At 36.9% G+C, this 15597-nt stretch carries 16 protein-coding genes; 7 read left to right on the top strand and 9 right to left on the bottom strand.

What is annotated here, in order from left to right:
* Nucleotides 1-49 precede the first annotated feature (49 nt).
* A complete protein-coding gene (locus FEE95_RS17260; RefSeq protein ID WP_138659272.1) occupies nucleotides 50-742 on the bottom strand; it encodes a LytR/AlgR family response regulator transcription factor in 693 nt (230 codons plus the stop codon).
* 233 nt (nucleotides 743-975) lie between these two features.
* Here FEE95_RS17260 and rpsF point away from each other — a divergent pair, with 233 nt between their 5' ends.
* The 5 genes from rpsF (at nucleotide 976) to hisS (ending at nucleotide 4146) form a co-directional block, all read left to right on the top strand.
* Nucleotides 976-1317: a 30S ribosomal protein S6 gene (gene rpsF / locus FEE95_RS17255; protein WP_138659271.1), complete on the top strand. Its 342-nt coding sequence runs from the start codon at nucleotides 976-978 to the stop codon at nucleotides 1315-1317.
* A gap of 5 nt (nucleotides 1318-1322) precedes the next feature.
* Nucleotides 1323-1619 carry a 30S ribosomal protein S18 gene (rpsR, locus tag FEE95_RS17250; protein ID WP_138659270.1) on the top strand — a complete coding sequence of 99 codons (297 nt, stop codon included), beginning with the start codon at nucleotides 1323-1325 and terminating at the stop codon, nucleotides 1617-1619.
* A 13-nt stretch (nucleotides 1620-1632) separates the two neighbouring features.
* Nucleotides 1633-2085 (top strand): 50S ribosomal protein L9, encoded by a 453-nt coding sequence (rplI, locus tag FEE95_RS17245; protein ID WP_138659269.1) that lies wholly within the window; start codon nucleotides 1633-1635, stop codon nucleotides 2083-2085.
* Nucleotides 2086-2170: 85 nt separating this feature from the next.
* The gene (locus FEE95_RS17240) at nucleotides 2171-2644 is read left to right on the top strand and encodes a DUF6495 family protein (protein ID WP_138659268.1); all 474 of its coding nucleotides are present in this window, start codon (nucleotides 2171-2173) and stop codon (nucleotides 2642-2644) included.
* A gap of 125 nt (nucleotides 2645-2769) precedes the next feature.
* Nucleotides 2770-4146, top strand: a complete 1377-nt coding sequence (hisS, locus tag FEE95_RS17235) for a histidine--tRNA ligase (protein WP_138659568.1) — start codon at nucleotides 2770-2772, stop codon at nucleotides 4144-4146.
* On the opposite strand, the gene FEE95_RS17230 is transcribed toward hisS, so the two are convergent.
* A complete protein-coding gene (locus FEE95_RS17230; RefSeq protein WP_138659267.1) occupies nucleotides 4141-4689 on the bottom strand; it encodes an NUDIX hydrolase in 549 nt (182 codons plus the stop codon). The two genes, hisS and FEE95_RS17230, sit on opposite strands and share 6 nt — an antisense overlap.
* Nucleotides 4690-4726: 37 nt before the next feature.
* A complete protein-coding gene (locus FEE95_RS17225; RefSeq protein WP_138659266.1) occupies nucleotides 4727-5815 on the bottom strand; it encodes a M42 family metallopeptidase in 1089 nt (362 codons plus the stop codon).
* A 105-nt stretch (nucleotides 5816-5920) separates the two neighbouring features.
* On the opposite strand from FEE95_RS17225, the gene FEE95_RS17220 reads away from it, so the two are divergent.
* A complete protein-coding gene (locus tag FEE95_RS17220; protein WP_138659265.1) occupies nucleotides 5921-6610 on the top strand; it encodes a DUF4294 domain-containing protein in 690 nt (229 codons plus the stop codon).
* A gap of 101 nt (nucleotides 6611-6711) precedes the next feature.
* Here FEE95_RS17220 and FEE95_RS17215 read toward each other — a convergent pair whose 3' ends face one another.
* Nucleotides 6712-6942, bottom strand: a complete 231-nt coding sequence (locus FEE95_RS17215; protein WP_138659264.1) for a DUF6095 family protein — start codon at nucleotides 6940-6942, stop codon at nucleotides 6712-6714.
* 76 nt (nucleotides 6943-7018) lie between these two features.
* Between FEE95_RS17215 and FEE95_RS17210 the strand changes: the two genes are divergently transcribed.
* Nucleotides 7019-8143, top strand: coding sequence for a glycerate kinase (locus FEE95_RS17210; RefSeq protein ID WP_138659263.1), 1125 nt, complete (start codon nucleotides 7019-7021; stop codon nucleotides 8141-8143).
* 3 nt (nucleotides 8144-8146) lie between these two features.
* On the opposite strand, the gene FEE95_RS17205 is transcribed toward FEE95_RS17210, so the two are convergent.
* The 5 genes from FEE95_RS17205 to trmD all read right to left on the bottom strand — a co-directional run bounded on the left by FEE95_RS17205 (nucleotide 8147) and on the right by trmD (nucleotide 15597).
* Nucleotides 8147-9004: a DUF4249 family protein gene (locus FEE95_RS17205; RefSeq protein WP_138659262.1), complete on the bottom strand. Its 858-nt coding sequence runs from the start codon at nucleotides 9002-9004 to the stop codon at nucleotides 8147-8149.
* Between the two features lie 4 nt (nucleotides 9005-9008).
* Nucleotides 9009-11411, bottom strand: coding sequence for a TonB-dependent receptor (locus FEE95_RS17200; RefSeq protein WP_138659261.1), 2403 nt, complete (start codon nucleotides 11409-11411; stop codon nucleotides 9009-9011).
* A 122-nt stretch (nucleotides 11412-11533) separates the two neighbouring features.
* Nucleotides 11534-13750, bottom strand: coding sequence for an NADP-dependent isocitrate dehydrogenase (locus FEE95_RS17195; protein WP_138659260.1), 2217 nt, complete (start codon nucleotides 13748-13750; stop codon nucleotides 11534-11536).
* Nucleotides 13751-14429: 679 nt separating this feature from the next.
* Nucleotides 14430-14780 (bottom strand): 50S ribosomal protein L19, encoded by a 351-nt coding sequence (gene rplS / locus FEE95_RS17190; protein ID WP_138659259.1) that lies wholly within the window; start codon nucleotides 14778-14780, stop codon nucleotides 14430-14432.
* Nucleotides 14781-14922: 142 nt separating this feature from the next.
* A complete protein-coding gene (trmD, locus tag FEE95_RS17185) occupies nucleotides 14923-15597 on the bottom strand; it encodes a tRNA (guanosine(37)-N1)-methyltransferase TrmD (protein WP_138659258.1) in 675 nt (224 codons plus the stop codon).

The following is a 15597-nucleotide window of genomic DNA, read 5'->3' as shown; positions in this document are numbered from 1 at the left end:
ATAATCGTTAAGACCATCGGTTTTCTTTATGAAATTGTATCGTTGAAACTTAGACGTTACTTAGCGCTTCTGCCAATTCGGTCTTTTTGTTTCTACTTAATGGAATTGACCTTCCACTAACTTCAACATTTTTACTATTGAATTTCTCAACTTTTTCAAGGTTCACAATGTAGGATTTGTGAATTCTTAAAAACTTGTCTTCCGGCAATTGCTTTTCGAAAGACTTCATTGTTGATAAAATTACGATATTGGCTTCATCAGTAACTAATTTGATATAGTCTCCAAGAGCCTCTATCCACTTAATATCGTTTAAGATAACCTTTCTTTTCTTTAGGTTACTCTTCACGAAGATATGTTCTTCGTCTTCATGTACACGATTTGCCTGTTCGTATTTGGCTACAGCACGTCTAACAGATGCATCAAAACGAGCCATTGTAATAGGCTTGTGTAAATAATCTGTTACGTCGTAATCAAATGCTTTAAGTGCATAATCGGGTTTTCCGGTAATCAAAATTACCTGAGGGCTATTCTCTAGGGATTCGAGTAGGTCAAATCCGTTGATGATAGGCATCTCAACATCTAAAAAGATTAAATCGATTTCGTTGTTTTTAATACCATTTTTTGCCTCGATCGCGTTGCTGTATTCGGCCACCATAGCTAAATTCGGGTGGTTGTTGACCAACTTGGCCACTGCCATCCGCTGCATAGATGAATCGTCTACGATAATACTTCGTAATTTCATAAATGGGTTGATTTGTGGGGTTAAATCATCGACAAATTACTAAAAAAACCAGTTGAAGAGCAACAAAAGTTGTTCACAATACAAGGTTTCCTGTGTAGATTGTAAATGACCATAGGTTAAGATTTGGGTTAAGTTCGATTTTACTGTTACCTTGTTATAACGAAGATTTTTGCGTTTTCTTGTGGCATGTAGTAAATATTCTTATTTTTGCACTCCTTTAAACAAATATAAATATGAATCATTACGAAACTGTTTTCATTTTGAATCCCGTGCTTTCTGATACTCAGATTGCGGAAACAGTTAAGAAATTTGAAGATTTCTTAATTAAGAATGGCGCCAAAATGGTAGCCAAAGAGAATTGGGGGCTAAAGAAATTAGCCTATGCCATACAACACAAAAAGAGTGGTTTTTACCATTTGTTCGAATTTACTGCACCAGGCGAAATTCTTACTCCTTACGAGCAAGAATTCGGCCGAGATGAACGTGTTATGCGTTTTCTCACGGTAAAATTAGATAAACACGCTGTAGCGTGGGCAGAAGTCAGAAGATCAAGGTTAAAAACAGCTAAAGCGTAAGTACTATGGCATCAATAGAACAACAAGCAAAAGGTAAAAAAGACGGAGAAATCAGATATTTAACTCCGTTAAACATCGAAACCAATACAAAAAAGAAATATTGTCGTTTCAAGAAGAACGGTATCAAATATATTGATTACAAAGATGCGGACTTCTTAATGATGTTGGTAAACGATCAAGGTAAATTACTTCCAAGAAGGCTAACTGGTACTTCTTTGAAATACCAAAGAAAAGTGGCTCAGGCTGTTAAGCGTGCACGTCATATTGCATTAATGCCTTACGTAGGTGATTTATTAAAATAAAAGAGACGAAACCATGGAACTTATATTAAAAGCGGACGTTGAAAACCTAGGGTTTAAAGACGATTTGGTGAACGTTAAGAACGGCTACGGAAGAAATTTTTTAATTCCTCAAGGTCTTGCCTCTATGGCAACTCCTTCTGCAAAGAAGGTTTTGGCCGAAAATTTGAAGCAAAAAGCCCATAAGGAGAAAAAAGTTGTTGATGCAGCTAATAAAACTGCTGAGGCTTTGAAAAGCTTAGAGATTAAAATTCCAGCCAAAACTGGAGCTGGAGATAAATTATTTGGATCCGTAACTACTATTGACTTGGCTGCAGCTTTGGCAAAAGATGGTCATGAGATTGATAAGAAGTTTATCAGCATTAATGGTGGAACCGTTAAAAGAACAGGAACTGCAAATGCGCAAATACGTTTGCATAGAGATGTTATAGTTGAATTTCCTTTCGAAGTAGTTGCTGAGAAAAAGTAAATTTAATAGTATATAGAAATCACCGTTCTCTGAGCTAGTCAAAGGGAGCGGTTTTTTTATTTAAAAGAATTAATAAAGTATAGTTTTGAAATACAGACGACTTACAAAACAACAGTTAGAAGAGCTTAAACCTGAGTTTGTAAACTTTTTATCAACTCAGTCCATCACAGGTGAAGAATGGAAAAAGCTTAAAGATGATAAACCTGAGGTTGCCGAAGATGAAGTAGATGTTTTTAGCGATTTAATTTGGGAAGGTGTATTGACTAAGGTCAATTATTTAGAAAATGTTTCCGCACAACACATGCACCTATTTCATTGCGCTGAAAAGGAAATGAAATTGATTTCGGTCAAAGTAATGAATCCTGAAATTGATTTAACCACTATAGTTGGTTTCAATTGGTTCAAGAAAAACTGGCAATCTGATTTTGTGGAATATCTTACAGCTTCTAAAGCTTATATCGAAGAGAATTTCGATAAGTTCAAATTAATAGAACAAGGCGCCGTAATTACCAAAGGTGATTTATACAAATGGTTTGAAACCATGATTGAGGTGAAATAAGGTTAGCCGACTTTACTTTAGGCTTACATTGTAAAGCGCAATCAAACAATTATATTTGTTATTATTACATGAATAGTTTCCTAAGCGTAGCCGATGGAATATTCGTAGAAGAACTAAAACACCAAATGGCACAAAAACCATCCATTCCCAAAGGGACTAGGGACTTTTCTCCTTCAGAAGTTAGTAAACGAAACTATATTTTTGATATCGTCAAGAAGCATTTCCGAACTTTCGGATTTCAACCCATTGAGACGCCTTCTTTTGAGAATTCAGATACCTTAATGGGCAAATACGGTGATGAAGGAGACCGTTTGATTTTTAAAATATTGAATTCTGGTGATTTTATTAGCAAGGTTGATGATTTTACCTATAGTTCCAAAAATTCAAGCTCACTCACTCCTAAAATTTCTGAAAAAGCACTACGCTACGATTTAACCGTACCTTTTGCGCGTTATGTGGTTCAACATCAGAATGAGATTGATTTCCCTTTTAAGCGCTATCAAATTCAACCGGTTTGGCGTGCCGACCGTCCACAAAAAGGACGTTTCAGAGAGTTTTACCAATGTGATGCTGATGTTGTAGGTTCGGATTCGTTGTTACAAGAAGTAGAACTGGTGCAATTATATGATTCCGTTTTCACGGAGTTAGAATTGAAAGGTGTCAAAATCAAACTTAATAATAGAAAAATACTGGCCGGAATAGCCGAAGTTATTGGAGCAGGAAACAACCTAATCAATTTCACTGTCGCACTTGATAAACTTGATAAAATAGGTGAAGAGGGCGTCAAAAAGGAAATGCTTGAAAAAGGAATCTCCGAAACAGCTATCGAAAAGGCAAGTCCCTTGTTTTCTTTAAATGGAAGTAATACAGAGCAGCTTGACAAACTCCAATATTTGTTATCCTCTTCTGAAATAGGAACCAAAGGGGTTGAAGAGCTTCGATTTATCCTTGAATTTATTGAAGATATTGGACTGCAATCGGCAAATCTTTCCATTGATGTTACTCTTGCAAGGGGTTTAAATTACTATACAGGTGCCATTTTCGAGGTATCAGCACCAGAAGGCGTGCAGATGGGTTCTATTGGTGGCGGTGGCCGTTATGATGACCTAACTGGAATTTTTGGTTTGAAAAATGTAAGTGGAGTCGGTATTTCATTCGGACTCGACCGCATTTATTTGGTGTTAGAAGAACTTGGTTTGTTTCCTAAGGCTATTGAGCAATCATTGGATGTTCTTTGTGTGAATTTTGGAGAGCAAGAAGCTTTGGCGGCTTTGCGTTTGACAACTCAATTGCGATCTGCCGGAGTAAGAGCTGATATTTACCCCTCAGACGCCAAAATGCAGAAGCAAATGAAGTTTGCTAATAGTCGCAATGTACCTCATGTAATTTTACTTGGTGCTCAGGAATTAAAGGATAAAACCTTTGTCGTGAAGAATATGGCGAATGGAGAACAAGAGACTTACAATTTTGATGCCATTGATGATTTTATAGCCAAATTATAATCTTTCCTTTATCGCTTTGATTATTTCGGTGTAATACGAAACTTCGTGCGGAACATACTTTTTGAGATTTGCCATACCCCAAGTTTCCTCAGAAAATTGAAGCAGCGAAATCAGTTTCAAAGCCTCAACTTCACTTTCCTGTTTTCTAAGATGCTCTAAAGGAATTTTTAATTCACATAAAAAAGCATGATGGAACTCACAATCCACTAAATCTTCTCGATGCTTTTGTACAGATTTATAAACTCCGATTTTTTCAAGTTCCTTTTCAGAAATAGATAATCCAATTTCTTCCTCAACTTCCCGAAGCGCAGAAAGTTCCATTGTTTCTCCAGCTCTGATATGACCCGCAACTGAGACATCCCAAAGTAAAGGATGAGTGTCTTTTCCTTTTCCTCTTTGTTGAAGTAGTACCCTTCCATCCGAAGTATAGAACCAAATATGAACGGTTTCGTGAAACCACCCCATTTGATGAGCTTCTGATTTCATCGCTGTTTTTCCTGTAGCATTCCCTTCCGAATCAAGTATGTCAATAAGTTCATCCATAAGACAAAAAAGCCTCCCTAATAAGGAGGCTTAATATTTAGTCGAAATAACTGAATGTCTCACCATCCTTTATATTGAGAAGTGTTTCATAAATCAATCGAATCACATTTTCTACATCATCTCGATGTACAGTTTCTACTGTAGTGTGCATATAACGCAATGGTAATGAAATCAAAGCGGATGCTACACCTCCGTTGCTATAGGCAAAGGCATCGGTATCTGTCCCTGTAGAACGAGAGGCGGCCATACGTTGGAACGGAATTTTCTTCGCCTCAGCAGTTTCAATAATTCGCTCTCTAAGTTTATTTTGAACAGCTGGGGCGTATGATATAACTGGTCCTGCACCAATTTCAGTATGACCTTGAGTTTTCTTTTCAATCATTGGTGTCGTAGTATCGTGACATACATCAGTTACGATGGCTACATCGGGTTTAATGGTTTGCGTAATCATCTCAGCGCCACGAAGTCCGATTTCTTCTTGAACAGCATTGGTGATGTACAGTCCGAAAGGCAATTTCTTTTTATTTTCATGCAAAAGGCGAGCTACTTCAGCAATCATGAATCCACCAGCTCTGTTATCAATTGCTCGGCAAACGAACTTATTTTTGTTTAATATTTGAAACTCATCGGGATATGTAATTACACAACCAACATGGACTCCCATTTTTTCAACTTCTTCCTTGTCTTTTGCGCCAATGTCGACAAATATATTATCAAGTTTAGGCGGTTTTTCACTGGCACCTTTTCTAGTGTGGATGGCTGGCCAACCAAATACACCTTTCACGAAACCTTTCTTTGTGTGAATATTTACCCATTTTGAAGGCGCAATTTGATGGTCACTACCTCCATTTCGAATTACATAAAGTAGCCCATTGTCAGTAATGTAATTTACGTACCACGAAATTTCATCAGAGTGTCCTTCGATAACGACTTTATATTTCGCATCTGGATTTATTACTCCCACTGCAGAACCATAGGTATCTGTGATAAAAGTATCTACATATGGTTTAAGGTAGTCCATCCATAATTTCTGTCCTTCCCATTCATAGCCTGTTGGGGCTGCATTATTAAGGTATTTTTCAAAAAAATCAAGTGACTTTTTGGTAAGAATCTTTTTGCTTGCCATTTATAAAGGTTTAGTAGACGAAGTTAACAATATTCACACTTATTTAATAATAAGCCTTTGTATTTATCGTTAATTTTGGCAGGGCTTTTGCTCATAATAGGGTACATGAAAAAAAAGATACTTTTTGGTATATGCGTATCATTCGTTTTCTTCGGATGGAGTCAAGTAGAGGAGAAGCCTTTAGACTCTATTGCCGAGAAGATGATTATTGTTGAGGGGGATTCTATTTTTAGAAGCTCTATTGACCTTGATGAAGTATATCTTTTTGGAAAATTGAAGTTTCCGGATTATAAAACCAAGTTACGGTACTATATTTTGCGTAGGAAGACCTTAAAAGTATATCCGTATGCCAAGCTGGCTGCTGAGCGTTTGGTGGAACTTAATGATAGTATTGTAAAAATCAAAAGAAAGTCCAAACGGAAAAAGTATACCAAGAAAATCCAGAAATATATTGAGGACGAATTTTCAGAAGAACTGAAAAAATTGACGCGGACAGAAGGACAAATCTTGGTAAAGCTGATTCACCGACAAACCGGTACGACTGCTTTTGATTTGGTAAAAGAGCTAAGAAGCGGTTGGCGAGCTTTTTGGTATAGCACAACTGCTAAGTTGTTTAAAATAAGTCTTAAAGAAGAATTCAACCCCAAAGAAGTTCATGAAGATTATTTGATTGAAGATATTCTGCAACGTGCTTTTACAGCCGAACGACTAGTGCGGCAGAAATCGGTTCTAGATTATGACTATGCTACCTTAAATGATAAGTGGGGTAACGCTGGTAAGAAAAAACAGAAATAGTTACTTCTGTTTACTTGATAATCGAGATTTAAAATGTTCCGACGCTTGCGTCGAAATCAATCTTAATTTTACTTTTAATGCCTTGCGGGCCCGTCCCGAGGTTATTTGCTACTCTTTTTGAAAAGCGAATCCATAATTACTTTTATACTATAAAAACCCATTCCTATAGCTAAAATGGCAAGAATAAATCCAACAATAAGAACGGGCCAAAAGAATGGGTGCCCTTCATTTTTAAAAGCTTGGTAAAGTACTATTGGGGCAGCGAACATCAAGGCGATGGTATAGGCAATGAACTTTAACCCCTTGATTAGTAAATTCTTATCCGTTTTCATTTAGATTCTATGTTGTGCTTAAAAGTAGGCATTTAACCGTATATTTAAAACTAAGAAATAGCAGCAAACAAATCATATGAAAATACTATTGATTCCAGATAAGTTCAAAGGCTCTTTAACAGCCCGTGAAGTTATAGAATCAATGCGTAGGGGAATAAATTCAGTTTTTCCTGATGCTATTGTGCATTCTGTTCGAGCTTCCGATGGAGGTGATGGGTTTTTAGATACGATTTTGGCAAATGTCAATTGTGATGCGATTGAAGTTGATACGGTTGATTCCCTTGGACGTGATATTAAAACGGAATACTTATACAACCCTAAAAACAATTCAGCATACATTGAACTTGCAAAAACATCAGGCTTAGCACTACTGAATGAAGGAGAAAGAAATGTAATGAAAACTTCCACATTCGGAACAGGATTGTTAATCAAAGATGCTATTCTAAAAGGAAGTACTTCAATTTATTTAGGAATAGGAGGTAGCGCAACAAACGATGTCGGTTTAGGTATAGCTGAAGCCTTAGGGTACTACTTTTTAGATAACAATGGAAATCAGTTAGCTCCAAACGGAGCTAATCTTTCAAAAATAAATTCTATTCATAAAAGCAGCAATAGTATATCCTTAAAAGGGGTGTCATTTTTTGCCATTAATGATGTAGATAATCCTTTATACGGACCTGAAGGGGCAGCGCATATCTATGGAAAACAAAAAGGAGGAAGTCCTGAAGAAATTGAACAACTTGACTTTGGTATGCAAGACTTCGCTAATTTAGTTCAGCTACAGACGAAAAAAGATGATGCGATGCTCTCAGGTTCAGGAGCAGCGGGAGGAACAGCGTATGGACTCAAAATATTTTGTGATGCTGAATTTATTTCAGGAATTGATTTTGTTTTAGGGATATCAAAAGTGGAAGAGATATTAAGGCAAAATGAATTCGATTATATCATTACGGGAGAAGGGAAAATCGATAGCCAAACGCTGTATGGTAAACTCATAAAAGGCGTTGTTGAATTAGGAAATCGTTTTGATGTACCTGTAGTCGCTTTATGTGGTCAATTGGATTTAGATAAAAAAGAGGTTCTGAAATTTGAAAATCTTACTGTCTTGGAAATCCAGGATACTTCAAAGCCTTTAAATTATAATATGGAAAATGCAGGGCTTCTTATTGAAAAAGTTATCCAATCATTTTTGAAGAAATAGACCTTACTCTATAATAATAGTGTCTGTAAACGTTTGACAAACTGCAAAGTATCCCAAAGCAAAATTATCTGAATCTTCAACATTGTCAAATGAGTTTACATTATCAATGTTTGTGATATTAATAATATTTCCGCGTACTGTCGCGGAAGGAGTCTGAAAAGGACCTTGATCTCCGCCTGACTGGACTATAAGTTGATTCATATAGTTATAAAAAGGTTCATCAACCCCTAAAAGACTTATATTTATTTCTCTGCCAGGTTCAACACCTTCATCGTAAAAATAAGAAAATCTAAAAGTTTGACCGTTGTAGAATTCATCTTCTGTTACCAAATAGTCACCAAAATCTAAGTCAACCAGATAAAAATCTTCTCGATCCGGATTATCTGTAAAGGCTACCTCCACTTCCGTTTCATTACCGGCAAATAAAGTTCCATCACCTTGTTCTAAGCTAATTATCGGTGAGGAAGGTACAAATCTTGTCAAAGCCAAATAACGTTGGCCATCGTGTTGAATGGCCAGTTGCAATTCTCCTTCGGTAAAGAAAATAGTGCTTTTTGATGCTTGGTAAACTCCAGGGATTAATTCATTTAGCGGAAGTGCCTGGCTGTCAAGAGGAGATGTAGGCACATAATCTGGATTTATGATTGAAATATTGGTGAGTTCAGCAGGAGTTATATCCCCAAAAAATGAACTTGTTAGATTTGCTTTTATCTCTACTGTTGTTATTGCCTTACTTGCATCAAGCCGAATCAAGGCATCAATAGCAAGGCGCGGGGGAGTTTGTGGTACATCCACTTCTATAACATCTTCACACCCAGTAAAGAATAGTATCACGAACACCAAGCTAAAAACTTTCTTCATCTTACTAAAATTTAAAGTTATATGTGACCGCTGGTACAATTCCGAAAATAGAAGTTCGAACTGCTTCGTTAACTCCCGTATCTACATTTCTTCTAAAGTTGATGGAAGCCGCATTTCTACGCGAGTATAAATTGTAAACACTAAATACCCATTCTGCCTGCAACTTACGATTCTTATTTTTTCGTGGTGTGAGTGTCGCAGATATGTCAATTCGATGATAATCGGGAAGTCGTTCTGTATTTCTTAACCCATAATAAGGAACAGTTAAGCCTTGAAACTCAAACTGACCTACGGGATAGTTGGTCGGTTGCCCCGTTTGATAAACAAAATTTGAATTGAAGTTCCATTTTTCATTTAGGTCATAACTTGCAAAAAGTGAAATATCATGGGTCTTGTCATACGGGGTGCTGTACCAATTACCAAAGTTGATTCCCGTTTCTAGATTAGATCTTCCATTGTCTATACTTGATACTCTTCCCGGTGTGCGCTGTTCCGATTTTGAAAGGGTATAGGCAAGCCATCCCTGAAATTTACCTTCGTTCTTTCTTAAAAGAAACTCCAATCCATAAGCCCTAGCTTCTCCATTTAGAATAACGGTCTCAATAGCATCATTCGCTATTAAATTGGCACCGTCAATATAATCGATTCTGTTTTGGATGTCTTTGTAAAACACCTCGGTTTCCAAAGAATAGTCACCATCTTTTATATTCTTAAAGAACCCAAGCGCGTACTGGTCTAAAAGTTGCGGCTTGGTGAAAGGGCCGCTAGGCGTCCATACATCCAAAGGAGTGGGGGAGCTGGTATTGGAAAGTAGATGCAGATACTGCGCGAGTCTTGTATAACTTGCTTTTACAGAGCTGTTGTTATTTAAAGTATAGGAAAGTGATACTCTTGGTTCAAAATTGTTAAATGTTGCCAAATTCCCGCCCCCTCTTGTATTGACAGTTTCTATTGGCTCTGCCTCTTGATACACCAAAAGAAAAGGGTCGAAAAGTACAGGGTTATCATTTTCATAGACGTTTAGTTCATCTTGCCCTAAACGAATGAAGTTGCTGAACCTGACGCCATATCCCAGACTAAGATTTTTGGTGATATCATGTTCAACATCAATATATGCAGCAAATTCATTTGCATACTTTTTCGTGAGTTGGTCTTCAACAATGCCAGATTCGGCATTACTTGGAGCAATTTTCCCAGGATTAAATGCATAATAAATATTGTTCAAACCATAATTCACTTGCAGTTTATCATTTAGATAATGTTTCAGGTCATATTTTACATTGAAATTCTGAATGCCTGAATTCCAATCAAAACCAACAAAATCTAACTTCAGTCCGTAGTAGTAATCGGAATAAATTAAAGAGAGGTTTGAAAATAGTTTATCGGAGAATAAATGATTCCAACGAAAGTTACCTACGGAATTCCCATAGGTATTGACGAAACTGTCATTAATTCCGAAGACATCCCTGCCGAAATATCCCGAAAGGTAAATGCTGTTTTTGTCGTTAATGTTGTAATTCAGTTTTGTATTTAAATCGTAGAAATATGCCGTATTATCTTGATTAAATAATGGAAGAAATAGATGCGCATATGAACCTCTTCCTCCAACCAAAAATGCTGCTTTGTCTTTTACAATAGGGCCTTCAACTAATAATCTACTGGCTACTGCGCCAATTCCTCCGTTCACCTTTAATTCCTTGCTATTCCCTTCCTTTTGGAAAATATCGAGCACTGATGAGACTCTTCCACCATAGCGAGCGGGAATTCCACCTTTGTATAATTTAATGTCCTTAATCGCATCAGGATTGAAAACCGAGAAGAAGCCAAATAAATGGGAAGAGTTAAAAATAATAGCCTCATCCAATAGAATAAGGTTTTGATCTACCGCACCTCCACGAACATTAAACCCTGAAGCGCCTTCTCCAGCATTGGTAACTCCGGGAAGTAGTAGAATGGATTTAATAACGTCGGCTTCTCCAAGAATAACAGGTATTTTCTTGATAGTCTCGACGGACATTGTATTCACGCTCATTTGAGGCGTGCGAATATCCATTTTCTCCACATCTTCGGTAACTATTACCTCATCCAATTGTTCTGCGGCCTCAACAAGTTGGAAATTAATTTTTTGGTTTTGAGTGAGTGAAATGGTTTGGACTACATCTTTAAAACCTAGGTAGTTAACCAAGATTTGATATTCTCCTTCAGGTAGAGTGATTGAATAAAACCCATATTCATTAGTGGTAACTCCAGTCTGCAATTCAGGCACTGCAATGGTCACACCAATTAAAGTCTCATTACTAGCCGCTTCGGAAATAGTTCCGCTTAGTGTATATTTTTGTTGTGCAAAACAGAAGTTGGAAAAACTAAAAAACAGTAAAAACAAGAGGATTCCAATGTGCTTGGTCATTCAGGCAATTTTTTATAAAAATAAACAGAAAACACCCCGCTAGGAAAGCATTAACAATTATTTTAACAAGAAAGCCCTTTGTATTTTACACAAAGGGCTTTGATATAATCTATATGTACTGTTTATAAGCTATTAAGAACAGCGTTTAAAGTTTTGCTAGGACGCATGGCTTTGGCAGCCTTCTCAGCATCAGGTTTATAATAACCTCCTAATTCTTGAGATTGTCCTTGAGCTTCTATCAACTCTGCAGCAATTTCACTTTCCTTAAGTTTCATTTCTTCGGAAATTTTACCAAAAACTGCTTTTAGCTCTAAGTCAATATCTTGTGATGCCAGGGACTCAGCCCAATACAGCGCCAAATAAAAATGGCTCCCTCGTGTGTCTAGTTCCTTAACTTTTCTTGAGGGCGATTTATCATTCAGTAAGAATTTCTCTGTAGCATCATCTAGTGCGTCTCCTAAAACTTTTGCCTTTAGATTATTGTATTTTTCCCCGAAAAACTCCAAAGAAACACCAAGCGCTAAAAATTCTCCCAAAGAATCCCATCGCAAATGCCCCTCTTCTGTAAATTGTTCAACGTGTTTTGGGGCAGAACCACCAGCTCCTGTTTCAAACAATCCACCACCATTCATCAAAGGAACTATCGATAACATTTTTGCGCTTGTACCTACTTCTAGAATTGGAAATAAATCCGTTAGGTAATCACGTAAAACATTTCCAGAAACAGAGATGGTATCTTTTCCTTCCTTAATACGTTCTAAGGTAAATTCAGTTGCCTTGATAGGGGATAGGATCCGAATATCCAATCCTGCAGTATCATGCTCTGGTAAATATGCGTTCACTTTTTTGATTAATTCTGAGTCATGCGCTCTATCTTCAGCCAACCAGAACACGGCCGGAGTTTGAGATGCTCTCGCTCTTGAAACAGCTAATTTCACCCAATCTTTGATAGGAGCATCTTTTACCTGGCACATTCTCCAAATATCTCCTTGTTCAACTGAATGTTCAATAAGTGTATTGCCAGAAGCATCGACAACTCTTACTGTTCCGTTAGAAGCGATTTCAAAGGTTTTATCGTGAGACCCATATTCCTCGGCTTTTTGAGCCATCAAACCTACATTGGGAACAGTCCCCATAGTTGTTGGGTCAAAAGCCCCATGCTTTTTGCAGAAGTCAATAGTGGCGGTATAAATCCCAGCGTAACTACTATCTGGAATAACTGCTTTCGTATCTTGGGGTTTTCCTTCTGCATTCCACATTTGGCCAGAATTACGAATCATTGCTGGCATAGAGGCGTCAATGATAATATCACTTGGAACGTGTAAGTTGGTGATTCCTTTATCGGAATTCACCATAGCCAAGTCAGGACCATTAGCGATTGCATTTTTAATATCGGCTTCGATTTCAGATTTTTTATCTGCAGGAAGCTCATTCAATTTATCAAGTAAATTTTCAAGTCCGTTATTTGGATTAATTCCTGCTGCGGCCAAAGTAGCTCCGTGCTTTGCGAAAACATCTTCAAAATAGGCCTCCATAGCATGACCAAAAATAATCGGATCGGAAACCTTCATCATTGTAGCCTTCATGTGCAATGAAAAAAGGACGCCACTATTTCTAGCATCAGCTACCTGCTCTTTCAAAAAGGCTATAAGAGCTTTTTTACTCAAGACAGTTGCATCTATAATTTCTCCTTCTAGTAGAGAAACCTTTTCTTTTAATATACTTGTTTCACCATTAGCTTGAACTAGTTCAATTCGAACATCAGTCCCATTGGCAAGTGTTATTGATTTTTCATTAGACCGAAAATCACCCGACCCCATTGTGGCGACATGGGTTTTGGAATCAGAACTCCATGCTCCCATCGAATGCGGGTTCTTTTTAGCATAGTTTTTAATCGCCCTTGGAGCTCTTCTATCAGAGTTTCCTTCTCTTAGTACTGGATTTACAGCACTACCTTTAATTTTATCGTAGCGGGACTTAATTTCTTTCTCCGTGTCGTTTGATGGTTCATCCGGATAATTAGGTAAGTCATATCCTTTGTCCTGTAATTCTTCAATAGCTTCTTTTAACTGAGGGATTGAAGCACTTATATTTGGAAGTTTGATAATATTAGCATCCGGATTTTTGGCCATTTCGCCCAATTCCATCAAATCATTGGTAGCTCTTTGGTCTTCCTTTAGAAAATCAGGAAAGGTAGAAATAATTCTTGTTGCTAAAGAGATATCCTTTGTTTCAATAGTTATTCCTGAAGTCTTTGTAAAAGCTTTTACGATAGGTAAGAAAGACTCTGTTGCCAAAGCCGGAGCTTCATCGGTCTTTGTATATAAAATTTTAGGCATTTGAATTCTTAGTTTAATTTTAAGCGTGGCAAAGATACAATTTCTGTAGGCTACAGAAAGAGGTAAGCGACGAATCTTTTTTGAATGAGAGGAAGAAGGAATAGAAATGACAAAACCCATATCATTGTACAAGTACATTGACATGGGTTTTTAGAAAAAGCTTACAAACGTGTTGTTTTGTCGCAAGACAAAACGGCAACCATTGATTGCATCTGCGTCGCCTTTTCAACGTTTTGAAATGGGGGCTATTCTCAATTATAAAACCAAGTAATAACATCTCATTTCTTCTTGCAATTTTAATGTTTTCTTTCTCAACAACCCCACCGAAGTTTTGTTATTGAAAATAAGTGCATCCATATAAAATTCAAAAAGCGACAGCCTTTTGCTTTTATACTCGTTTCTTTTAAAATCTCAAAAGTAACATAAGTTACAACTGTATTTTATCGGTTACTAAATCACAATATAAAGAACGTAAACTCTATAATGATTTTCCTTTAATGTCAATCCTGACATCAATCTCTAATCATATATAAATATAAGAAATATTTCTGGTGTCTCTAAAATTTTAACATTCTAATAATCAACACAGTATAAACATAGGTTATGAACAATTGTGGACAAAGAAAAAACCCATCTGCCGGCTGGCGGATGGGTTTTTTATAATCTAATAAGTCGTTTATTACTTACGGACTTCTTTGATTCTTGCTTTCTTACCAGTTAGACCTCTGAAGTAGTAAATACGTGATCTACGTACTTTACCTTTTTTGTTTATTTCAATTTTTTGAAGTGCAGGCATATTTATAGGAAAAATACGCTCAACACCAACAGTACCTGACATTTTACGGATAGTAAAGGTCTCGGTTGCACCGGAGCCTCTTCTTTGAATTACTACTCCTTTAAAAAACTGAGTACGTGTTTTTTCACCTTCTTTAATTTCGTAGTAAACCGTTATAGTGTCTCCCGCCGAGAATTTTGGAAATTCCTTTTTAGCAACAAATTCGCTTTCTACAAACTGGATTAATGATTCCATGGTTTTGATGTATCTAAATAAAGTTCAATCAACATTCACGATTCTCGTCAGAGGTTGAGCAAATCGAGTGCAAAAATAAGTTATAAATTATAATGTACAAGGGATTTTTGATGATTTTTTAATAGGATTGGAGTATTGAAATTTATTCCAATAAATCCGGACGAAGTTTTTCTGTCCTTTTTTGAGCCTCATTTTCGCGCCATTCTTCAATTTTTGGAAAATTTCCACTCAAAAGAACCTCTGGGACTTTCATACCTTTATATTCTGCAGGTCTTGTATATACTGGTGGTGCCAAAAGGTTATCTTGAAATGTATCTGTTAATGCGGATGTTTCATTATTCAAAACCCCTGGAATCAACCGAATAATAGCATCACATAAAATTGCCGCGCCTAACTCACCACCTGATAGCACATAATCTCCTACCGAAATTTCCCGGGTAATAAATAAATCTCGCACTCTTTGGTCTACACCCTTGTAATGACCGCATAGTATGATTAGGTTCTTTTGAAGGGAAATACCATTGGCTATTTTCTGATTCAAAGTTTCCCCATCGGGAGTCATATATATAATATCATCATAATCTCGTTCCTCTTTCAATTTGGAGATGCATTTGTCAATGGGTTCAATCATTAACACCATACCGGCGCCACCGCCAAATTGATAATCATCTACTTGGTTGTAACTTTTATCGGTATAATCTCTGATATTATGAAAATGAACTTCTACCAAGTCTTTTTCAATAGCTCTTTTCAAGATAGATGCTTCAAATGGACTCCTCAATAATTCCGGTAGAACGGTAATAATGTCAATTCGCAT

The sequence above is a fragment of the Maribacter algarum (ex Zhang et al. 2020) genome, assembly GCF_005885635.1.
In the GTDB taxonomy this organism is placed as follows: Bacteria; Bacteroidota; Bacteroidia; order Flavobacteriales; family Flavobacteriaceae; genus Maribacter_C; species Maribacter_C algarum.
This window is presented reverse-complemented; position numbering and strand designations above follow the sequence as displayed.